Here is a 20,715-nt window from a genome sequence, read left to right as displayed (position 1 = left end):
GCATGCAAGGGGTATGGTGGTTATTCGTGGATGAGAAGTCGAGCAACAGCCAACGCGTCTACCGGATGACCAAGGACCAGATCCTCTCCGGTGAATTTCGAGGTGGGCAGCTCCTCAGCGAAGTAGAGGTGGCCACGCAGCTCGGCGTCAGCCGCACTCCGGTACACGAGGCGTTTCTGCGGCTGGCCGCCGAGGACTTCCTGGATCTGGTGCCGCGGCGCGGCGCCGTCGTCGTCCCCGTCTCCGCCCAGGAGGCCACCGACCTGCTGGAGATGCGCCTGGCGCTGGAGACCGCGGCGGTGCGCCGTCTGTGCCGGTCACCGGAATCCATCGATGCGCTGTTCGGTGAACTGACCGAGTTGGTCGAGCGGCAGCGGCACGGCGCGGCGATCGGTGACGCCGATCAGTTCGCCGCCGCCGACGATGCCTTTCACCGTCGGATCGTCGAGGTCGCGGGCAACACCATCGCCGGACGCTTCTACGGTTCGCTCAGCGACCGGCAGCGTCGGATGATGGCCGACGCCGCCCGTTCGGACTCCGCGCGGCTGACCGAGCTGATCGGGGAGCATGCCGAGTTGGCCGACACCATCGGCCGGCGCGATGTGGCCGGTTTCGAGGCGGCGCTGCTGGCCCACCTGGAAGCCACCTACCGGGTGGTGCTGGCATGACCGCTGTCGCAACGGAATTCGAAGCTCCGGCCCCGACGCGGCACCGCATGTCGCCGTGGCTCGCAGTGGCCATCGCGGTCTTCTGCATCGGGTGGGGCGGAAACCAGTTCACCCCGCTGCTGATCGCCTATGCGCAGCACTCCGGTTACACCCGAGTTGATGTCGACATCCTGCTGGGAGCCTACGTGCTCGGTCTGATCCCGGGCCTGCTGATCGCCTCGACGCTGTCAGATCGTCACGGTCGGCGAAATGTCATGGCCGCCGGGGTGATCAGCGCGGCCTTGGGCAGTGTGGTGCTGGCGATCGGTGACTATTGGGGCTTTCCGGCGTTGTTCGTGGGCCGACTGTTCAGCGGGGTGGCCGTCGGGATCGCGATGGCGGTGGGCTCGGCGTGGATCGCCGAATTGTCCCGACCGCCCTATGATGACGCGTCCGCCGGCGCGGGTGCCCGGCGTGCATCGATCTGCCTGTCGTTGGGTTTCGGGGTCGGGCCACTGTGTGCGGGGCTGCTCACCGTGTACGCGCCACTGCCGCTGGTGCTGACGTATCTCGTGCATGCCGCGCTGTGCGTGCCGGTGCTGTGGGCGGTGTGGAACCGCACCGTCGAGACCCGCGACCGCACGACCTCGCGGCCCTTCCTGGACGGACTGAAGGTACCCGCCGCCGGACATCGCCGGTTCCTGCATGTGGTTGTGCCCATGGCGCCGTGGATCTTTGGCTCGGCAGCCATCGCCTACGCCGTGGTGCCGGCCCTGGTCGCTGATCGGCTCGGCTCCTGGGCGCTGCTCTACACCGTGGGGCTGACCGTGTTGACGCTCGGCTGTGGCGTGCTGATCCAACCGGTGGCACGACGCCTCGACGACGTCTCCAGCTCGCGAGCCGTGGTGGTGTCGATGGCCTTGATGGCACTGGGTATCTTTGCCGCAGTCGCCACCGCCGTCACCCGCTCGGCGGTCATCGCCGCACTGGTGGCAATGCTGCTCGGCAGCGCGTACGGCATCGCGATCGTCTCGGGTCTCCTTGAGATCCAACGCATTGCGCCGCCTGACGAGCTGGCCGGCATCTCCGGGGTGTACTACTCCCTGGCCTATTTGGGGTTCCTGCTGCCGGCGGTGTTGGCCGCGCTCGAGCATTGGTTCAGCTATCCGGTGATGCTCTCCGCGCTCGGCGTGCTGGCGATCGTCTGCACCGCGGTGTGCGCCTCGGGGTGGGCCAAACACTTGCCGCCGCGCACACCGGCGCGCCGGGTGAGGTAATCGATCTGCAGATAGATCGCGTAGAGCACGAGCGGCGGCAGGACGATGAAGGGGACGTTCTCCCCGATGAACTTGAACCAGAAGCCAAAAGCGCCTTGCCCGATGTTCCCGAACCCGGCACCGACCTCGCTCAGAAAGTAGACCGCGGTGCTGCTCATCAGCACCGCGATGCCGGCGAACGCCACCCACAGGCACCGGATTCGCGACTCGATGGACAGGTTTGAGCGCACCAGCCCGGTCCACATCACGAACACCGTCACTCCGGTGGTCACGCCGACGACCTCCAGCGCGAAGATCCACGGATTGCCGCTGACGTAGCGGGTGTCGGCCAGACCGTACTGCCACCACAGCCACTTCCAACCCGGATCGTCGGTGGGTGCCCACAGGCCGAGGGGATGCCCGATCAAGAACACCAACTCGTAGCCGATCTGGCTCCCGGCGGTGAATGGGATGTAGAAGAGCGTGAGTTCCGCCGCTTTGCTCACGCGGGTGCGCCGCTCTCCCGGGGCGCTCCACAGGATCACGAACGGCAGCAACATCACCGGGATACCGAAGACCAGGTTGGCGATGACATCCACCGTGAACGTGGGCGGGATGAGATGCGCGCTGACCGCGACGGTCAAGAGCACGAACATCGCGCCGACGAACATGCCGGTGGCGGTGTAGATACGCAACCGGTGTGGGGCCCACGGCCTGGCGAAGTCGATGTCGGGATCCTGCACCGCCGTCATGGCCGTCATGGCCTCACCTTCCCGCCAATGTCAACTACTTGCGACTGGCCGCAGCCTACCGCCGGGCGTCGGGGCACGGGGTTGTTTCGTCATGCGCCATTGCGGGGCTACCTTCGGTCGGGTGACGGCGTCAGGATCGCGACTCACCCGGCTGGTCGCCGGCGCCGCGTTGTTCACGCTCACCGCGGTCACGTCATGCGGGCAGCCGACACCGCCGTCGGGTACCACCACCACACTGGTCCCGACGACGACCACCGCCACCGCGGCGGCCCCGACCGAGACCGTCGTCGCGGGTGCCGGTGATTTCACGGCCATCTCCCGACTCGTCGAGGACGCCATCGCCGCACATCGGCTACCCGGCGCGGTGATTCAGATCGGGCATGCCGGCCACATCGTCTTCCGGCAGGCATTCGGCGTGCGCAAGCTCGCCGGGGAGCCCGGCCTCGACGGGGCCCCGGCACCCGCAGAACCGATGACCGAGGACACGCTCTTCGACTTGGCCTCGTTGTCGAAGAGCATCGCGACCACGACGGCATTCATGCAGCTCTACGAGCAAGGCAAGGTGCAACTCGATGAACCGCTGCAGACCTACCTGCCGGACTTCAATCCGGCCGGTGATCCACGCCGCGCACAGGTCACGCTTCGGATGGTGCTCACCCACACCTCGGGTATCGCAGGCGATTTGAGCCTCGACGGCCCGTGGGGACTCGACAAGGCCGACAAGGCCGAGGGAATTCACCGCGCGCTCGGCGCCTGGGTGGTGTTCGAGCCCGGCGAGCAGTTCCACTACTCCGACATCGGCTTCATCCTGATCGGCGCGATCATCGAGAAGATCACCGGTCAGACGTTGGACACCTATGTGCAGGACAATGTCTTCACACCACTTGGTATGACCGACACACACTACCTTCCGGCCACCAAATCCTGTGGGCCACAACAGATCCGGGGCAACGCGATCGCCTTCGATCCACACGCCGCCGAGGTTGACCAGTGCCCGCCGGGCACGTGGAGCACCGAGCTGTTGCGACGTGTCGCACCCACCGCGCTCGACGAAGACACTGCCGGGCTCAACCCCGACTACGGCCATCCGCTGCGCGGCACCGTGCACGACCCGACGGCCCGCCGCATGGGTGGCGTGGCCGGCAGCGCCGGGGTGTTCTCGACGGTCAACGATGTGGGGCATTTCGCCCAGGCCCTGCTCGATCGTCGCGCCGGCCGCGCTAGCTCGTTTCCGCTGAGACAGTCGACGGTGGAGTTGATGACGACGCCGCAGCAACCCGGGCACACCAAGGATCTACGGGGTTTCGGCTGGGATATCGACACCGCGCATTCCCGGCCGCGGGGGCAGATCTTCCCGGTCGGCAGCTTCGGCCATACCGGGTTCACCGGGGTGACGTTGTGGTTGGACCCGGGATCCGACACCTACGTCGTGGTCCTGGCGAACGTGATCCATCAACGCGGCGGCCCGCCCATCGTCGGGTTGAGCGGCGACATCGCCACCGCGGCGGCTCGGGCGCTGCATCTGTACGGCCACTGAGCGCCGTCGGTCAGTACTTACGGTCCCCTTCGCTGTCGTCGAAGAAGGCCCAGTCACCGTCGTCCGAGCGCACCTCCATGCGCCAGCCCAGTTCGGGCTCGGCCTTCTGATCGACAAACCAGGCGTGGGCGTCGTCGGCGCTCTCGATGTCCTTGGTGTCGACGACTTCGCCTTTGGGATTGAGAACTCGATAGGTAGCCATCTGGTAGGCGTTCCCGCGGATTCGCCGTTCGAATCACCGCCTCGCGGATAGGGTCCGGCGAGTTTGGGTAGTCAACCGGCATGCCCAGCGCAGACAAGTCCCATGACAAAGCGGCCGAGGACGCGAGGGAGAATCCTCCTGGCCCCGCCGATCACGGTCGAGAAGGCGGGATGGCCACTCGAGAGATCGCACCCGAACTCACTGAGCCCGACGATGGGGGTTCGGACTGAAGGCTTCAGTTGGGCCGCCGGAGCGCGTCGGTGATGTGACCGGCGACGAGTTCGGCCGTCTGCAGCGTCGCGGCGTCCGCGGCGGGTGCGTACCGATCGGTGGCCGCGTCGTATCTGGCTCCGGCGATCGTGGCGTGGTCAGCCGGTAACTCGACGAGGCGCACCGGCCAGCCGACGTGTTCGAGGTCCGCGGCGAACGTACGGCTGACGCTTAGCGGGACCACGTCGTCGTCGACGCCGTGCAGAAGAGTGAAGGGAGCACCGGCACGTTCGGCCGAAAGGCTCGAGCCCGGCGGCTGACCTGAGATCGGTTCGGCCACCATGAACGCGCCGGCCAGGCAGACCGTGTGTGAGATCTCTACCCCGAGACGGGCCGCGTGCACGGTCAACCCGGCGGCCGCCGCACCGCCCATCGACCACCCCACCACTGCGAGGCGTTCGGATCCGGTGCCCCACGACCGGGCGTATTCGACGGACTGCAGCAGGTCCGATCGGCCACCGTCGTCGGCGTGGGAATCCCAATCCGGGGCCACGACGCCGAATCCGCGTCCGGCGATCCGCTCGGCCAGCGGGCCCACGGCGGCGCGGGAGTCGGCCTGCATACCGTGCCACAGCAACACCGTGGAAGCCGCGGGGTCACCGAAGATGTCGGCGGCGCGCCCCGGCGCGTACTGGACGGTTGTCGGCACGAGTGCTGTCGATCAGGCGCAGTCGACGCAGATCGGTTTGTCGGTACCCCCGCGGGCCAGCCGGTGGCTGTGCTGCACCAGGAAACAGCTCGAGCAGGTGAACTCGTCGGGTTGCTTCGGCACCACCCGGACGGTGAGTTCCTCCCCGGAAAGATCGGCCCCGGGCAGTTCGAAGTCCTCCAGGGCATCGGCCTCGTCGACGTCGATCACCGCGGTGGCGGCGTCATTTCCTCGGCCGGCCAGGGCTTCCAAGGATTCGTCGACGGAATCCTCGGTGTCCTTCTGGCGGGGTGCGTCGTAGTCGGTGGGCATGTGTCGTCCTCTCGGTCGCTGCTGGGTCTTGACCCAACGTCTGCGATCGGAGGTTCATTCCCACGCGGTCGGTGTGCGAAACCCCGGCTGATTCGTCAGTCGACTTTCGGGCAGTAGAACTGCGGACTGTCGCGGTATTCGACCGGCGGCAGGTTACGGGCCGGGGTCTGCACCAACGGTGCGTCGACCGGAAGCCGGCCCGACGCGCGGTCCAGCGCCGATCGTTTGCGCGGATGCATCAGGGCCCGCTTGGGGCCGTACTTCGAGACAAGTGTGATGACGTTGCACAGGCGGTCGTGCCACCACTGCTGGCGCGGCGACCAGGTGTAGCCCATCAGCTCACGCACCGGCTCGTCATAGAGCGCGACGGTCATGAACGTCAGGAAACGCTGCATGACTTTGAGATTCAGCGCCCACAACCAATCCGGGATCCACTCCAACGACGGATGCTTGGGCATGGTCGACAGATCCATGACCTCTCGGGCCGCCCAGTTGTTCTCCAGGACATTACGACACATGTGATCCCAGTACTCCTGGAATGCTTCCCAGCTCTCGGGCACCGGCCGCATGCTCATGCCGTACATGCGGTACCAGGTGACGTGTTCGTCGAACAGTTGTCGCTTGTCGGCCTCGGTCAGACCACCGGCGAATTTCTCGGCGGCCAGCAGCGTCGATTTGAAGAATGTGGCGTGGGCCCAATAGAAGACGTCGGGGTTCAACGCGCTGTACCGGCGGCCCTGGTCGTCGACGCCTTTGATGGTGAGGTGGTAATCGCGCACCTCGGCGCCGGTCTGCGGCGCCCGGTAACCGTCGAACACCACCCCGCCGATCGGGTAGATCGACCGCATCAACCGCGGGATGCGCTCCATGAAGAAGATGGAGTGTTCTTTGACCGCGGCGCCCAATTGCGGGTGCATGTTCTGCATCGAGCCGGCCCAGGTGCCCTGGAACAGACCCGTCCATTGACCGAAGTACTTCCAGGTCAGCGAGTCGGGGCCGAGCGGAATCGGTGGCGCGTCATAGCCACCGCCGCTCACCGGGCACCCCGAGCCCATCACTGCATCACTGGACGCCGGGCAGGTATCCGACATTTCTTGTGTCACGGGCGCGCACTCCAGTCATTTCGGACAACACATGTTGTCAAGTTCGAGTCTAAGAGCACGGGGGCCACGCGGTCAACGAGTCGGTGGCCTTTCGCCCCCGATTGATGGACTGGTTGCGCCGCCGGTTTCTACGTCAGGGTCGTCAACCTGGCCGATCAACAACCCAGGCGTCGAAAACCGTGGGCTGGACGAGTGAAGAAGTCCGGTTTGAACCCTGGCCTACGCCGGTTTCTACGTGAGGGTGGTCAACCAGGCCGATCAACAACCCAGGCGTCGAAAACCGTGGGCGGGAGAAGTGAAGAGGTCCGGTTTGAACCCTGGCCCACACCGATTTCTACGTCAGGGTCGTCAACCAGGCCGATCAACAACCTTGGCGTCGAAAACCGTGGACCAATCAGCGCGGCGCCGACTCCACCACCCGTTGCCCGGCCAGCACCAGCTGCCGTCGAATCAAAAACAAGGGAAATGCCACGCTGACGGCGATGACGCCGCTGAGCACCACATAGAGCCACACCTTCGGGATCCCGATCCGGCGGGCCTCGACGACCATGAACACGATTGCCGCCAAGGCGAACAGCATCAGGTCGTTGGTGAGCGAGGACGACCCGTAGTTGGCATAGCCACTGCGGACGAAGTCGATCAGGCTCGTACTTTCGGTTCGGAAGAACGCGATGTTGTTCCACCACGTCGCGATCAGGGCCACAACCGCCAGCACGGCATACACGGCGCACAACATCTTGTCGTTTCGCGTCAACACGCACCGAACCTATGACGCCAGGACCACCCGACGGAGCCATTTGTCCGATCACAGGTGAGTGAGTACTCTCTCACCGTGCCGTCCGGACGTGACCGACTCTTGGCCACAGCGTTGAAGCTGTTCGCGGCCAAGGGCTATGCCGCGACGTCGGTCGCCGAGATCCAGCAGGCCGCCGGGCTGGCGCCGGGCTCGGGTGCCCTCTACAAACATTTCGGTTCCAAGCGCGAGTTGTTGGAAGCCGCAGTCGCCCACCGGATCGACGGCATCGTGGCCGCCCGCGAGCAGTACGACGCCGGCCGGCCCAAGAACGCCGAAGAGGCGGTCCGCAGCGCCGGACAGTTGATCTGGGCCAACCTGACCGAGAGCGAGGAGCTGCTGCGGGTCATGCTGCGCGAGCCCGACGAACTCGGGGAACTCGACGAGAAGACCTGGCAGGTCATCACCGACAACGCCTATCAACGGTTCGCCGACGAACTCACCGCCGCCAACCGCGCGGGCCGCACCCAGATCCCCGATCCCGAGGCCACCGCCGCCGTCGCGATCTCCGCCCTGTCCTATGCCGCGACGCTGCGCGCACTGACCGGCCGATTCCCCGGCAACGTCGACCACGATCGATTCTTCGAATCCTGGGTCGCCCAGACCGTCAGCATGATCGAACAACACCGCCCGTAAATCGCTATCCCCCAACCCTTTTCAGGAGCCGATGTGACGTTTTCCCTGCAGCTGAGCGACGACGTGATCGAGGTGCGCGACTGGGTGCACCAGTTCGCCGCCGAGGTGGTGCGCCCAGCCGCCGCGGAATGGGATGAGCGTGAGGAAACCCCGTGGCCGGTCATCCAGGAAGCCGCCAAGGTGGGTCTGTACTCCCCTGAACTGTTCGCCCAGCAGGCCGCCGAGCCCTCGGGACTGGGCATGCTGACGGTGTTCGAGGAGCTGTTCTGGGGTGACGCCGGTATCGCGCTGTCGATCCTCGGCACCGGCCTGGCCGCAGCGGCCTTGGCGGGCAACGGAACTCCCGAACAGCTGGGTCTGTGGCTACCCGAGATGTTCGGCACCGCCGAGGAACCGAAACTCGGCGCCTTCTGCTCCTCGGAGCCCGACGCCGGCTCCGACGTGGGAGCGATCCGCACCCGCGCCCGCTTCGACGAGGCAACCAGGGAGTGGGTGCTCAACGGCACCAAGACGTGGGCCACCAACGGCGGCATCGCCAACGTCCACATCGTGGTGGCCTCGGTCTATCCGGAGCTGGGCTCACGCGGTCAGGCCACGTTCATCATCCCGCCCGACACCCACGGCCTGACCCAGGGACAGAAATTCAAGAAGCACGGCATCCGGGCCTCGCACACCGCCGAGGTGGTGCTGGACAACGTGCGGTTGTCCGAAGACCTGATCCTGGGTGGACGCGAGAAGTTCGAGGCCCGCATTGCCCGGGTGAAGTCCGGTGCGTCGGCCGGTGGCCAGGCTGCGATGAAGACGTTCGAGCGCACCCGGCCCACCGTGGGTGCGATGGCCGTCGGCGTCGCTCGGGCCGCCTATGAGTACGCGCTCGACTACGCCTGCCAGCGTGAGCAATTCGGCCGCAAGATCGGTGAATTCCAGGCCGTCGCGTTCAAGCTCGCCGACATGAAGAGCCGCATCGACGCCGCCCGGATGCTGGTGTGGCGGGCAGGCTGGATGGCCCGCAACAACCAGCCCTTCGACAACGCCGAAGGTTCGATGGCCAAGTTGGTGGCCAGTGAGACCGCGGTGTACGTCACCGACGAAGCCATCCAGATCCTCGGCGGCAACGGCTACACCCGCGACTACCCGGTCGAGCGGATGCACCGCGACGCCAAGATCTTCACGATCTTCGAGGGCACCAGCGAGATCCAGCGGCTGGTGATCTCCCGGGCGCTCACCGGGTTGTCGATCCGGTAGTCGGTCCGGCGGCTATTTCCCGGTGCGCTCGCGATGCTTGCACCCGGGCCAGCAGCACGGCCGTCGCTGCCCTTCCTCAAGCTCCTCCTGGGTGCGGCGGATCCGCCGCTCCCGGGTGGCCTGCTGTTTGGCGTCTTCGACCCAGCAGATGAACTCGTTGCGCGCCAGCGGCGTGATGTCCTTCCAGGCTTCCAGCGCCGTGGAGTTGGCGATCAGGGCCTCGCGCAGATCCGTCGGCAACTTGTGGACCACCCCGCCGGGCACGCGTTGACCAGTCATGAAGTCAGCGTAGGTGGCACGTCTCAGCAACACACTTGCGACACGACATTGCCCTTACCGTGACCTTAAGACGGTCTTATTTTTCTTAGAGTTGGTGTACGGTGGGGGCTCAGGGCGGTTGTGAGCACGGGCACACCCTCGTGTTTCCCAGGTCGAAACCACGACCGGCCGCCTCGGCAGTGACGGAAGGAACCCGACATGCAGCCTGCAGCAGCCACCCGGATTGCCCTGGTCACCGGCGCATCGCGCGGTATCGGCGCCGACGTCGCACAGCGCCTCGCCGGTCCCGACACCCACGTCGTCGTCAACTACCGGGAGAAGGCCAACCGCGCCGACGAGGTCGTCGACAGCATCCGTCGGGCCGGCGGACGCGCCTCCACGATCGGGGCCGACATCTCCGACGAGGCCGCTGCCGCCGCGATGATCGAGCAGATCGGTCGCGAGTTCGGCCGGCTCGACGCGCTGGTGCTCAATGCCTCGACCGGGTTGGGGCTCGGCGTCGACCCGGGATATGCGATGCGGCTGAACCGCGACGCGCAGCGCCGCCTGGCCAAGCTGGCGTTGCCGTTGATGCCGGCCGGCGGGCAGATTGTGTTCGTCACCAGCCACCAGGCCCACTTCTTCCCCAACAAGGCGGTGCCGAAGGGTTACGCGGCGGTCGCCGCCAGCAAGCGCGCCGGCGAGACCGCGCTCTACGCCATGCGTCCCGAATTCGACCGCCGGGGAATCGATTTCACGGTGGTGTCCGGCGAGGTGCTGTCCGATCGGCAGCTCGCGACGGCGATCGCCCATGCCGCCTCGGCGCCGTACCCGTCGGGCATCGTCTACGTGGGAGGCCCGCACTACCTGGCCCAGATGTCGGCCTGACGCCGACGCTTCCGTTCAAGCCGCGGTTCCAGCCGCCGTTTTCCACACCAGGGCGGCACAAACACGCCGGCCGCGACCCTGCGGTAGAAATCGGTGCCACGAAAGGGTTCCGCACGCCCCGTCGGAGTACTACATTGCGTAGTAGTCGACTCCAGGGGGGCAGGATGCGGTGGCGCGGGGTTAGTCACGTCGAGTTCGCAGTGTTGGACTACGACACATCAATCGAGTTCTACGACGCCATGTTGGGCTGGCTCGGGTACCACAGCTTCTCCTCGCTCAACATGGAGTACCAATCGATCTACTACATGACGCGGTTCATCAACCCGCACAGCTACATCGGTATCCAGCCGGCGCGCATCGGGGACAAGCTCACCCACACCGACCAGGCCGTCGGGATCAACCACATCGCGCTATGGGCCCGAAACCGCAAGGAAGTCGACCGGTTTCACCGGGACTTCCTGCTCGCCAGGAACATCCCGGTCACCGACGAGCCCAAGGATTACCCGCAGTACTGGCCGGGCTATTACGCGGTGTTCTTCGACGACCCACTCAACGGCATCCACTGGGAACTGGCCTGGGTGCCGAAAATACCGAGCCCGCAACAGGTGTGGGCGTTCTACCGGTCCATGCGCGGGTTCGGCAAGAAGCGCCCGGATCTGGCCCGCACCGTCCCCGGCATCGCACTGCAAGCCAGGCGGACGCTGCCGGGTAAATGAACCGGGCTACCCCAGCGCCACACCCAATTCCTGGGCGAACACCTTGATCATGTGTTGCACCGCAATCTCATTGCGGCCGATCACCATATGGTCGTGCTGGCCGTGCCGGACGCCCTCACCACATTGCGGCAGCATCGCGAAATCCTCGTCGCGCACCGCGGCGTGCACCCCTTCGTAGACCGCGTCGTAACCGGCCCGCATGTCGTCGGTCGTGGCCGGCACCCGCCCCATCCAACTGTGGCGCACTGTGCAGCGGGTGGGTTCGCCCTCGGGCAACATGTCGATGATCTCCACGCCGACCGGGCTGTTGGCCAGGATCAGGTTGGGATACACCCAGTAGATGACACCCATGTTGGCCGACGGATCAAACGAGCCACTCGGATCGTCTACGAGATTCTTGATCCAGGTGAACGGGAAGCCGATGCGATGGTGCTTGCCGAATTCGTCGTAGACCGACGTGTTGGGCAGCGTGTTCTGTCCAATCAGGCTCTCGCCGTGGACGAAGGGGAAGTGGTAGCCCTCCGCGAACGCCTCCAACGCCCCCTTCCACGACACCTGCGAAGAGAATTCGCGGTCGGTGTGATAGCCGTAGTTCTGGTAGTTCCATTGCGCCAGTTCGTCGTTCAGTGAGCCGAGGTGCGCGTCGAGGTCGATGGCGGCGTCGGCGGTCAGCACCGCCCAGATGAAGCCGTGCCGTTCCTCCGAGGGCAGTTCCACCAGTCCGTATTCCGCCGTGTCGATCGTGTCGAAGCCCGCTTTGCCCGGCACCATGAACAGCTCACCGGTGTTGCGGTAGGTCCATGCGTGATACGGGCAGACGAACCGCGAGGCGTTCCCGGAGCCACAGGCCGGCATGGCGCCGCGGTGCCGGCAGTAGTTGAGGAAGACGTGGGCGGCGCCGGCGCGGTCCCGGGTGACCAATAGCGAGTCGCCGAGCACGGAGCGGACGACGAAGTCGTTCTTCGCCGGGATCTGAGCCGACGGCACGATCGCCAGCGGAACCCGGCGCAGGATCTGGGATTCCTCGATCTCGGTGATCTTGGGATCGCGGTAGTAGTGCAGCGGCACCTTCAACACCGCCTCGGCCATGTCCGTCGTTCCGTCCACGGCATGGCGCAGGGCGCGGCGGGTCAGTTCCTCATCGGTGCCGGCGACCGGGATGCTGATCATCAACAGACCATACAATGAAGTTCAATTGTATTGTCAAGATTCGCCGGGCTTCCATGCGACGATCGACGAATGCGCAGGCACGGCTGGTCGGGCGACATTCCCGCCGACGACGACGAGGCGGCCCGGCGCATCATCGACGCGGCCCGCCAGGCCATCGACGCCCGCGGCACCGTGAGCGTGTCGGAAGTGGCGCAGTCGCTCGGAGTGACCCGCCAGACCGTCTACCGCTACTTCCCCACCCAGGAAAGCCTGATGGCTGCCACTGCCATGTCAGCGGTGGACGGCTTTCTCGACCGGCTGGCCGCCGAGCTCGGCTCGATCACCGATCCAAGCGAGGCCGTGGTCGAGGGCATCGCCTACACCGTCGAGCAGATCCCGCACGACCGGTACCTGGGCCTGGTGCTGCAGCCCGGCAAGGCCAGCGCCTTCACCGCCGGGGTCACCTCGGACGTCGCGGTCGAATTCGGCAAATCGATCGTGCAGCGATTCGATATTGACTGGTCCGCCGCCGGTTTCGACGGTCACAAGCTCGACGAGCTGGTCGAGTTCATGCTGCGGACCCTGCAGTCGTTCATCGTCGATCCCGGTGGGCCGGCCCGTCGGGACGCCGGCCTGCGTACCTTCCTGCGGGATTGGATTGCGCCGGCCGTCGCTGCGCAGGCGCGCACATCCTCGCCCTCGGCAAAATAGCCGCCGCGTCAGTGCCGGGGCCGGCCAAGCGTGTTTACCGATTCCCCACGCGGGTTAGCCAAAGGGTCGCGCTCATTTCCGATAGCGCCGATAAATCCGATAGAAGGGACCCTTGCCATGATTGTCAAGCCGTTGACACTGTCCTCTGTACTGGTTGGATGCGCGGCCGCCGTAGCGGTGGCATTCGCCCCGGCAGCAGCCGCCGACCCCAATCAATGTCAAAGTGGCGGGACCGGTCCGAATTCCGCCGGGCCGCCGACGTGTGAGACGTCGGGACCGGCGGTCACCGCCACGCCTCCCGAGCAGGGCGGCCCCAACACCGGGAACGGGCCCTACGGACCGTGGGGTAACACGCCTCCGATCGGATAGCCGCCAAGCGCGGTTATTTGAGGTGGGGCGCAAGTAGTTCCGCCCAGGCGTTGGTCATCTTGTCGTACTCGTCTTCGCAACCGTCGGCACGGTCCTGAGGTAGCAGTCCCTGGCTGACCACGTCAGCATTGGCCACCGGATCGGATCCGTAGATCCAGCATTCGAAGTTGTACGTGCGCGCCGCGTCCAGGGTGTGCACGTCGGCGAACAGTGACTCATCCGGCTGACCGCCCTGTTGGGCATAGATGCGGTATTCGCGGGCCTGGTCTTTGGCGGCCTGGACGTAATCCGGGTCGACATTGCCGTCGTCATCGGGACCGAGCAGCACAGAGGCTGCCAGCTGATCGGCGACGTCTTCCTCGCGACCGGTGGCCGGCAATTGGTAGACGTCGATGGCCATGTGGCCGAGCTCGTGGAAGAACGAGGCGATCACGACGCGCCGAGCGGTGTCTTCGGGGTCGGGGTCACCGGCCTCACCGAAGATCTCGAGGCTTTCGTTGACATCCTCGTAGCACATCGTCATCTCTTGGTCGTCAGAACTCCAGTAGTCATTCGCCTCGTCGCACTGGGCGCCGACCAGCGGGATGTCGTAAGGCAGTTTGTACGTATCCGTGACGTCGTCGGCGAGCTGTTCCAGCACCCGGGTTCGCTGCATCAGGTCGCGGCCTTTGACAGCTTCGGCTGTGGTGGCGTCCTCGTACCGCACCACCATGCGTCCGGGGTCCGGTGCCGGATCCTCGGCCGCAGCGTTGGTTTCTTCGGCTGGATCAGATCCCGCCGGTGGGGCAGGTGTGGTGGCGCAGCCGACCGCCAGTACTGCGATCACTGCGGCAGCAGCGGCACACGACAATCGAGCCACGGTGCGTCCTCCGGGTTCGTCAGCAGTTTCGTGACGGTAGCCGATAATTGCCGACGCAAGGGCGTGTATCGCAAACACTCCTGCCGCCGGCACCGCGACAAACGCCCTGCCCGGCAACATCGGTCGTTGTCGTAGGCTCGTGACGTGGTCGACCTCTCCTATGTCATCGCCGGATCCGAAGCGACCGGCGGCGCCGGCCTGCAAGCAGACCTACGGACGTTTCAGCAGTTCGGTACCTACGGCGTGGGCACCGTGACCTGCATTGTGTCGTTCGATCCGAAGGCGAACTGGGTGCACCGCTTCGTGCCGGTCGATCCGCAGGTAGTCGCCGACCAGATCGAGGCGGCGACATCGGCGTACGACCTCGACGTCGTCAAGATCGGCATGCTCGGCACTCCGGCCACGATCGACGTCGTCGCCGAGGGCCTCGCCCGCCAGCCCTGGCGGCACGTCGTCGTCGACCCGGTCCTGATCTGCAAAGGCCAGGAGCCCGGTGCCGCCCTCGACACCGACACCGCACTTCGCCGGCAGATCCTTCCCCTTGCCACGGTGACCACCCCGAACCTGTTCGAAGCCCGCACGCTGTCGGGGATGGAGGACATCTCTTCGGTCGACGATCTCGTGGAAGCGGCCCGGCGCATCGCCGATCTCGGGCCGGCGTGCGTCGTGGTGAAAGGCGGGGTCGAGTTTCCGGGCGACGACGCCGTCGATGTGGTCTTCGATGGCAAGGACATCGAAATCCTGCGGGCGCCGAAGGTCGGGCAGGCACGCGTGGCCGGTGCGGGATGCACGCTGGCAGCAGCGATCACGGCAGCCCTGGCCAAGGGGTCAGACGTTGTCGACGCCGTGCGCCTGGCCAAGGAGTTCACCACCGCCGGAATCGTCGAACGAATCGGCGGCAACGCCCCGTTCGACACCGTATGGCAGGGTGCGGGCGCCACCCCGTAACTCCACCAAATCGCAGGTCACCCTTGTAGCTTCGAAATGCAGGACAAGCACGAGCGAACAAGGAGGAAGACCAATGACGAATCGTTCAGGAAGTGCGTTCTCCAGACGCACGTTCATCCGCGGAGCCGCGTTCGCGGTGCCCGTCGTCGGAGCTGCGGCACTTGCGCCGGTGGCTTTGGCGGCACCACAGGAGTGCGGTGATCCGTCCGGCAAGATCGGTAACTGCGCAGCGCAGCTGCCGCAGGAGTTCACCGCGACGAGCTTCAGCACGACCGCCATTGCCGGCGGCACGAACTACTCAATTCTGTTCAGTACCAACATCCGCCGCGGCCCGCTGGTGCCGTCGGGGGCCACCGGTTATCGCATCAAGAGCATCAGTGTCTCAGGCACCAAAAAGGACGGCACGCCGTTCTACCTCACCCCCGGAATCGGGGAGGTCGGTCCACGCATCCTCAACGCCCGGTCTGGATCGTCGCTCGGCTTCGCCTTGGATGTGCCGTGGGATGCGAACCAGCTCGTGCGGTCGTTCCTCTACACCTACGATGTCGAGTTCCTCACCGGCCTGACCGGCATCCAAACCTGCCGCTACACCACGACAATGACGCTCGCCGACAACGGGATGACACTCGGCGGCGTCGGGTCGGTCAACTTCTCCACCCCGATACTCGCCGAATGCGAGACGGCTCCCCCGCAGTAGGGCTACCGGCCGGCGTTGCGGGTCAAGTCGATTGCGTACTGGCTGACGAAGGTGCCCGCGGATGCCTCGCCCGGACCGCACGCGCCATCGGATTCACCGGGACGCTTGACCCAGAGGAAGGCGTCGACGTTTCCGTTGCCGGTCGCCGTGGTCGGCGCGGCGCCGAGCGCCCGGCCGCTGGGGTTGCACCAGTACATCTCGCCCTCGGCCGGTCCGGCGCCGTTGCGCGACGTGTCGATGACATAGGGCTTGCCACCGGTCATGCCGGAAATCGCGTCGCCGTAACCCATTTCCTCTTCGGTGGTGAAGAAGTTGGCGGTGTTGAGGCTGAAGCCGCGTGCCTTGGCGACCCCGACCCGGTTGAGCCGATTGGCCATCTCGTCGGCGGCGGTCCACCGGGAGTGCCCCGCGTCGACGTACACCGCGGTGCCCGGGTTGCGGGTCAGGGTGTCGACGGCGTAGCTCATCAGGTTGTAGCGCTCCTCGCGCTGATCACCCGACAGACAGTCGGCCATGGCCAGCGCGTCGGGCTCGAGGATGATCGCGGCCGGCCCACTGCCGATCGCGGCGGCGACGCCGTCGATCCAGCCTTTATAGGCCGCGGCCGAGCCGAACCCACCGGCGGCGTAACTCCCACAGTCCCGGTGCGGGATTCCGTAGAGCGCCAGAATCGGCATGGTCCCGGCAGCCTGGGCGGCGGCGATGTACTTGGCGTCCACCGCGGGGCTGGAAATGTTGTCCATCCAGTAGGCCGTCGGAGTGTTGGCGATGGCCTGCAGCTCCGGGCTCGGGTTGCCCTGCGCGGCGCGCATGGCCTTCGACGACGGGTTGACGTAGAACGACTGGCCCTCGAGCGGGTTCCCGTCGCTGACCAGCCGCACCGCCGACGTCGGTTGCGTGGTGGCGAGACCCACGCCGACCACGGCGGCGACGGTCAGAGCAGGAGCGAGCAGGCGCGCAACGGCGCCGACGGCTGAGGACATCACCTCAGGGAAAGTAATGGCGCGACGCGTCGAATGCCAGTCACCGGTTCTCGGAATCGGCCAACGCCCGGGTGTAGAAACTCATCCGCTCACGTAACTGTCCGGGGTCGATGCCGAACTCTTCTGGCCGATAGCAATGCTTGCCCTTGCCGTCGCGCGGTTGGCTGCGGTGATGTTCGGCCAGCATTCCGGCGATGTCCGGCGGGTCGATGTCGCTGGCGGCGTAGATGCCGCGCACCACCGCCTCGGGGTCAGCGACCAGATCGGTGTACTGGATGTCGAGCCAGGTCACATCGCGTGCGCCAATGCGGGCGTCGAGGGCGCGGCGCAGCCACAGTTCGGTCTGCCCGGTCTGGAACCGGCCCACATCGAGCGGGTCGACGTCGTCGCTGTAGGTGCGGCGGTAGGTCGCGAACAGGCTGGCGCCGGAGGCGACCGTCTCGACGATGTCGCGGTGCAAGTGCACGATGCAGGCGCCGGGGTAAGTCGCGGCCACGTGACGCAACTCGGCGGTGTGAGCCGGGGCCTTGAGGATCCACCGCCGGCCGTCACCGGCGTCGAGGATCTGCAGCATCCGCCGGTGCTGGGCATATTCGGTGGCGAAGCTCTGCGTGGCCAGCCAGGACGCGTAGCTGTCCAGGCGCGTGGTGGCGGTGAACCCCCAATTCCGCAGGGTGGTGCCCATACCGAGCACGCATTCCTCGGGCAGGTTCGGTCCGGAGTCGTGCACGGCTGCCATTGCCGGGTTGAGCACGTGCAGGAGGTATGGCCCGGCGGCAGCGGCATCGAGGCGACGGGTGCGTTCCTCGGGTTCGAGGTCGCCGGGCAGGCGCCACGGGGCGCCCAACTCGGCGGGCAGCGGCGCACGCAAGCGGGGATCGCGGTCGAGCAGTCGGAACAGGAATGTGGTGCCGGTGCGCCAGCCGCCCGTGATGATGATCGGCGGCAGCAGCGGTCGGTTCTCGGTCTCGGGGTTTTCGTCGAGATGCCGCGTGATCGCGGCCCGGGCGGCGAGTCGGCCGGCCGCCGTGCGCTGCGCGGTCGCGGCACCGAGGGCGTTGAGCCGGCCGTCCTGTTCGGCCGAGGTCAGGTACTGCAGCAGGCCGGGGCGCCACTCGTCGGGGTCACCGAGCACACGCGCCCCGGCGCCGCGGGTCACGCGGTCGAGCACGATGTCGACGGCGTCCGGCCCGAGCCGGTAGCGGTCTGGTCGGGCGGCGCGGTCCTGCTCGGCGGCCGCATACGCCTTCAGTCCCTCCGGTGTCCGGGCGGGCGCGGTCCAGGTCATGTGGGCTCCGAGAGGTCGGCCAGCCGCACCACGCGCGTTGTCGGTAACTCCGGCGGCTGTTCTGGTTGCAGGAATCGCATCACGACGATCCCGAAAGTCCGTTCCTCGGTGTCGATCCAGTCACCGGCTTCCGCGCCGGGTTCGGTGGCCGCAAGCACGAATCGATAGCGCCCGCCGTGGCGGGTCGCGGTGGCTGCGGTGTAGGAGACGCGACGATGGCGATAGTCGAGCGAGTTGAGAAACCTGCTGTAGGCCAAGATGTTCCAGTATCGACAGGGCGGGGCTTCCCCCTCGATTATCAAGGCTTCGTCCGGATCCAACTGCCAGCCACCGCGCAGGTAGTGGATGGCCGGTTCGGTGAACACCGCGCCACCGGCCATCTCGGTCCACTGCCGCAACAGATTCGGCGACGCGTGGTCGGCGGCGGCCGCGGTTTTCCAGATGAGCGGCAGGTGCGTGATCACCTTCGACGCCCGGGCCAGATCCTTCCCGAAGCGCACCGGGTCGATCGGCGCCGGGATCGGCGGTGATTCCACCGGCTCGATGGCACACGACCCGATCTGCTCGGTCCCGATATCGTCGTGGAAGTGCCGCACCCAGATCACCGACGCGTGGTCTGACAACTCCAACCAGTCACCGACCATGGGGCGGTCACCGCCGACCGTCACCTGATAGCCGCCGTCGTCATCGAACGTTATTGCGTCACTGTCGATCCGGGATTCGACTCGCGGCTCGCCGCCGCCGGCGCCGACGTAGACGGTGATCGACACGTACGAGGCGTCACCACGGTGGCCGCGGATGCGGTAGCGACCACCCGGTCGAATGTCGGCGACCCAGTACCGGAAGTCGGGGTTGTCCATCAGAAATTTCTGCCGCCAACCGTTGAAGGCGACGAACTCCGGTTTGTCACGATCCACTTCGAAGCGCCCCAGCTGGTTCGACACCGCGCGGAGCAGCGCGCGGAAACCGTCGGCCCGCTCGTTCTCCGGCAAATCGGCCGTATCGATCGCGAGTTGCGTTCCAGCCGTGCGCAATCCGTCGACAAAGGCATTCCACGCCGTGACTTCGGCGCGAGGTTCTTCAGCGACACCGTCACCCGAGGCGGTCACGCGGCCCCCAATCCGGAAGCGCCCGCTTCCCAAATTGGATGCTGCCCGCTACAGTCAGCGCATGTCAAGGCCCTACCGTGGGCAGGCCGCCGAAGCCCGGTCATCTGATCGCCGCGCCCGCCTTCTGCAGGCAGGCGCTGATCTGGTCGGCAACCACGGCGTGGCCGCCATGACCATGCGGGCCGTGTGCCGCGAGGCCGGACTCAGCCAGAAGTTCTTCTACGAAAGCTTCACCGACACCGACGATTTACTCCGGGCGGTGTACCGCAGCGCCTTCGAGCATGTCCGCGACGTGGTCGACGCCGCAAGCGACCCGGCAAGTGATCTGACCGCGCGCACCCGGGCCGGGGTGGCCGCCGCAGCACAACTCGTCAAAGACGATCCGCGGCTCTGCCGAATCCTGTTGGTGGAACCGATCGCCGACGAACGCCTGCGCCGGTACGTGCGCGACACCGTGGGCACCATGACGTTGGAGGGCATCGCCGCACCCACCGGCAGGGCGGCGTCGCCGCGGGTGAAGATGCAGTACGCCACCGTCTTCGGCGCGATCATCTCGCTGTTCATCGAGTGGACCGAAGGCAACCTGGGCGCCGACCTGGAGGCGTTCGTCGACCATGTGACCGGCATGCTGTTGTCGTCACCGTTGGCGTCCGCCGTTGAGCGATGACCGGCCGGAGCGCCACCAAAGTCAATGATCGCGGTTGGCTCGCCCGTCGCTGGTGCAGAACTGATACCACTGCTCGTCCCATGCGGCGTCACGTCGTCGATTCAGCGCAACGCGCAGCACTGCGACCGTGGCCAGGCCCACCAGCGCGGTGCCCGTCCACAGGGCCAGACCCGCACTGAGGGCGGAGCCCTGCAGTTCCGCATCGCTTCTGGGCGCCCTGGTCACTGCGCCGGTGTTATCGAGCCATACCGTGATCCGGGCACCCACCTGCACCGGTTCAGCAGTGGAGACGAAACCCGTCTGCTCTTGGAATGCCGAAGTCCAGCGCACACCGACGCGTCGGGGAGCGTGCGGAAGCCGGGCGGGGGCATTGACGGCGACCTCGGTGACGGTGGCCTCTACCGAGTGAACCGATTTGGCGTACTCCAGGTTTCGCGCCACGTTGTCGGCGTATGCGGCCCGGCTGACGAGCACCGCGGCCGGCACCGCGACGATCAATGCGATGACGCTGAGCAACGTCACCACGGCTTCGATGCGGTCGTGTCGTCGGACGAGGGCTCCGCGCCCGAGCGCGCGCAAAATCCACGGCCGGCGCATTGACGTCGACGCACTCATGCGCACAGCAGCACCGATGTAACGTCCACGTGAACGATTTTGACACCGAGTGTCAT

The 20,715-nt window shown here is 66.2% G+C and carries 24 protein-coding genes; 11 read left to right on the top strand and 13 right to left on the bottom strand.

Annotated elements, in window-relative coordinates; all coding sequences use genetic code 11:
* Positions 1 to 26 precede the first annotated feature (26 nt).
* Together A5699_RS01500 and A5699_RS01495 are read left to right on the top strand one after the other, a co-directional pair.
* Entirely contained in the window at positions 27 to 668 is a 642-nt protein-coding gene (locus A5699_RS01500; protein ID WP_231965525.1) for a GntR family transcriptional regulator, read from the top strand.
* Positions 665 to 1,924, top strand: coding sequence for an MFS transporter (locus A5699_RS01495; protein WP_067764305.1), 1,260 nt, complete (start codon positions 665 to 667; stop codon positions 1,922 to 1,924). The genes A5699_RS01500 and A5699_RS01495 overlap by 4 nt, the downstream gene beginning before the upstream one ends.
* Here A5699_RS01495 and A5699_RS28295 read toward each other — a convergent pair.
* Positions 1,810 to 2,664, bottom strand: a complete 855-nt coding sequence (locus tag A5699_RS28295; RefSeq protein WP_369806640.1) for an emopamil-binding protein — start codon at positions 2,662 to 2,664, stop codon at positions 1,810 to 1,812. The genes A5699_RS01495 and A5699_RS28295 overlap by 115 nt on opposite strands.
* An 82-nt stretch (positions 2,665 to 2,746) precedes the next feature.
* Between A5699_RS28295 and A5699_RS01490 the strand changes: the two genes are divergently transcribed.
* On the top strand, positions 2,747 to 4,192 hold the full coding sequence (locus A5699_RS01490; protein ID WP_082957520.1) for a serine hydrolase domain-containing protein: 1,446 nt from the start codon (positions 2,747 to 2,749) through the stop codon (positions 4,190 to 4,192).
* A 10-nt stretch (positions 4,193 to 4,202) separates the two neighbouring features.
* On the opposite strand, the gene A5699_RS01485 is transcribed toward A5699_RS01490, so the two are convergent.
* The 5 genes from A5699_RS01485 to A5699_RS01465 all read right to left on the bottom strand — a co-directional run bounded on the left by A5699_RS01485 (position 4,203) and on the right by A5699_RS01465 (position 7,485).
* Entirely contained in the window at positions 4,203 to 4,394 is a 192-nt protein-coding gene (locus A5699_RS01485; protein ID WP_067764299.1) for a hypothetical protein, read from the bottom strand.
* 235 nt (positions 4,395 to 4,629) lie between these two features.
* Complete coding sequence (locus A5699_RS01480) at positions 4,630 to 5,313, bottom strand: alpha/beta hydrolase (RefSeq protein WP_067764296.1); 684 nt, start codon at positions 5,311 to 5,313, stop codon at positions 4,630 to 4,632.
* 12 nt (positions 5,314 to 5,325) lie between these two features.
* Entirely contained in the window at positions 5,326 to 5,625 is a 300-nt protein-coding gene (locus A5699_RS01475; protein ID WP_067764294.1) for a DUF4193 domain-containing protein, read from the bottom strand.
* A gap of 95 nt (positions 5,626 to 5,720) precedes the next feature.
* A complete protein-coding gene (locus A5699_RS01470) occupies positions 5,721 to 6,716 on the bottom strand; it encodes an oxygenase MpaB family protein (RefSeq protein WP_197508164.1) in 996 nt (331 codons plus the stop codon).
* A gap of 406 nt (positions 6,717 to 7,122) precedes the next feature.
* Complete coding sequence (locus A5699_RS01465; protein ID WP_231965524.1) at positions 7,123 to 7,485, bottom strand: DUF2834 domain-containing protein; 363 nt, start codon at positions 7,483 to 7,485, stop codon at positions 7,123 to 7,125.
* 54 nt (positions 7,486 to 7,539) lie between these two features.
* On the opposite strand from A5699_RS01465, the gene A5699_RS01460 reads away from it, so the two are divergent.
* Together A5699_RS01460 and A5699_RS01455 are read left to right on the top strand one after the other, a co-directional pair.
* Positions 7,540 to 8,157, top strand: a complete 618-nt coding sequence (locus tag A5699_RS01460) for a TetR/AcrR family transcriptional regulator (RefSeq protein WP_067764289.1) — start codon at positions 7,540 to 7,542, stop codon at positions 8,155 to 8,157.
* 33 nt (positions 8,158 to 8,190) lie between these two features.
* Positions 8,191 to 9,402, top strand: a complete 1,212-nt coding sequence (locus A5699_RS01455) for an acyl-CoA dehydrogenase family protein (RefSeq protein WP_067764286.1) — start codon at positions 8,191 to 8,193, stop codon at positions 9,400 to 9,402.
* A gap of 12 nt (positions 9,403 to 9,414) precedes the next feature.
* On the opposite strand, the gene A5699_RS01450 is transcribed toward A5699_RS01455, so the two are convergent.
* Positions 9,415 to 9,681 (bottom strand): YdeI/OmpD-associated family protein, encoded by a 267-nt coding sequence (locus A5699_RS01450; protein WP_067764380.1) that lies wholly within the window; start codon positions 9,679 to 9,681, stop codon positions 9,415 to 9,417.
* A 198-nt stretch (positions 9,682 to 9,879) separates the two neighbouring features.
* Between A5699_RS01450 and A5699_RS01445 the strand changes: the two genes are divergently transcribed.
* Both A5699_RS01445 and A5699_RS01440 read left to right on the top strand, forming a co-directional pair.
* A complete protein-coding gene (locus tag A5699_RS01445; RefSeq protein WP_067764283.1) occupies positions 9,880 to 10,548 on the top strand; it encodes an SDR family oxidoreductase in 669 nt (222 codons plus the stop codon).
* A 164-nt stretch (positions 10,549 to 10,712) separates the two neighbouring features.
* Entirely contained in the window at positions 10,713 to 11,264 is a 552-nt protein-coding gene (locus A5699_RS01440; protein WP_067764280.1) for a VOC family protein, read from the top strand.
* A 6-nt stretch (positions 11,265 to 11,270) separates the two neighbouring features.
* Here A5699_RS01440 and A5699_RS01435 read toward each other — a convergent pair whose 3' ends face one another.
* Positions 11,271 to 12,434 (bottom strand): SRPBCC family protein, encoded by a 1,164-nt coding sequence (locus A5699_RS01435; protein ID WP_067764277.1) that lies wholly within the window; start codon positions 12,432 to 12,434, stop codon positions 11,271 to 11,273.
* Positions 12,435 to 12,503: 69 nt separating this feature from the next.
* Between A5699_RS01435 and A5699_RS01430 the strand changes: the two genes are divergently transcribed.
* Complete coding sequence (locus A5699_RS01430) at positions 12,504 to 13,124, top strand: TetR/AcrR family transcriptional regulator (protein ID WP_067764274.1); 621 nt, start codon at positions 12,504 to 12,506, stop codon at positions 13,122 to 13,124.
* Between the two features lie 382 nt (positions 13,125 to 13,506).
* On the opposite strand, the gene A5699_RS01425 is transcribed toward A5699_RS01430, so the two are convergent.
* Positions 13,507 to 14,205 carry a DUF4344 domain-containing metallopeptidase gene (locus A5699_RS01425; RefSeq protein ID WP_369806642.1) on the bottom strand — a complete coding sequence of 233 codons (699 nt, stop codon included), beginning with the start codon at positions 14,203 to 14,205 and terminating at the stop codon, positions 13,507 to 13,509.
* A gap of 291 nt (positions 14,206 to 14,496) precedes the next feature.
* On the opposite strand from A5699_RS01425, the gene thiD reads away from it, so the two are divergent.
* Both thiD and A5699_RS01415 read left to right on the top strand, forming a co-directional pair.
* The gene (gene thiD / locus A5699_RS01420) at positions 14,497 to 15,300 is read left to right on the top strand and encodes a bifunctional hydroxymethylpyrimidine kinase/phosphomethylpyrimidine kinase (protein ID WP_067764271.1); all 804 of its coding nucleotides are present in this window, start codon (positions 14,497 to 14,499) and stop codon (positions 15,298 to 15,300) included.
* 73 nt (positions 15,301 to 15,373) lie between these two features.
* Positions 15,374 to 15,997 carry a hypothetical protein gene (locus tag A5699_RS01415; RefSeq protein WP_067764268.1) on the top strand — a complete coding sequence of 208 codons (624 nt, stop codon included), beginning with the start codon at positions 15,374 to 15,376 and terminating at the stop codon, positions 15,995 to 15,997.
* A gap of 2 nt (positions 15,998 to 15,999) precedes the next feature.
* Here A5699_RS01415 and A5699_RS01410 read toward each other — a convergent pair whose 3' ends face one another.
* From A5699_RS01410 to A5699_RS01400, 3 genes are read right to left on the bottom strand one after another with little or no spacing between them, the layout of a single operon-like run.
* Positions 16,000 to 16,980, bottom strand: coding sequence for a glycoside hydrolase family 6 protein (locus A5699_RS01410; protein ID WP_067764265.1), 981 nt, complete (start codon positions 16,978 to 16,980; stop codon positions 16,000 to 16,002).
* A 40-nt stretch (positions 16,981 to 17,020) separates the two neighbouring features.
* On the bottom strand, positions 17,021 to 18,268 hold the full coding sequence (locus A5699_RS01405; RefSeq protein ID WP_067764262.1) for a sulfotransferase: 1,248 nt from the start codon (positions 18,266 to 18,268) through the stop codon (positions 17,021 to 17,023).
* Positions 18,265 to 19,377 (bottom strand): DUF1214 domain-containing protein, encoded by a 1,113-nt coding sequence (locus tag A5699_RS01400; protein ID WP_067764259.1) that lies wholly within the window; start codon positions 19,375 to 19,377, stop codon positions 18,265 to 18,267. The genes A5699_RS01405 and A5699_RS01400 overlap by 4 nt, the downstream gene beginning before the upstream one ends.
* Positions 19,378 to 19,438: 61 nt before the next feature.
* Between A5699_RS01400 and A5699_RS01395 the strand changes: the two genes are divergently transcribed.
* Positions 19,439 to 20,044 carry a TetR/AcrR family transcriptional regulator gene (locus tag A5699_RS01395; protein WP_067764256.1) on the top strand — a complete coding sequence of 202 codons (606 nt, stop codon included), beginning with the start codon at positions 19,439 to 19,441 and terminating at the stop codon, positions 20,042 to 20,044.
* A 21-nt stretch (positions 20,045 to 20,065) separates the two neighbouring features.
* On the opposite strand, the gene A5699_RS01390 is transcribed toward A5699_RS01395, so the two are convergent.
* On the bottom strand, positions 20,066 to 20,659 hold the full coding sequence (locus A5699_RS01390; protein ID WP_157561028.1) for a hypothetical protein: 594 nt from the start codon (positions 20,657 to 20,659) through the stop codon (positions 20,066 to 20,068).
* Positions 20,660 to 20,715 lie beyond the last annotated feature (56 nt).

The organism is Mycobacterium sp. E802, from assembly GCF_001666875.1.
In the GTDB taxonomy this organism is placed as follows: domain Bacteria; phylum Actinomycetota; class Actinomycetes; order Mycobacteriales; family Mycobacteriaceae; genus Mycobacterium.
This window is presented reverse-complemented; position numbering and strand designations above follow the sequence as displayed.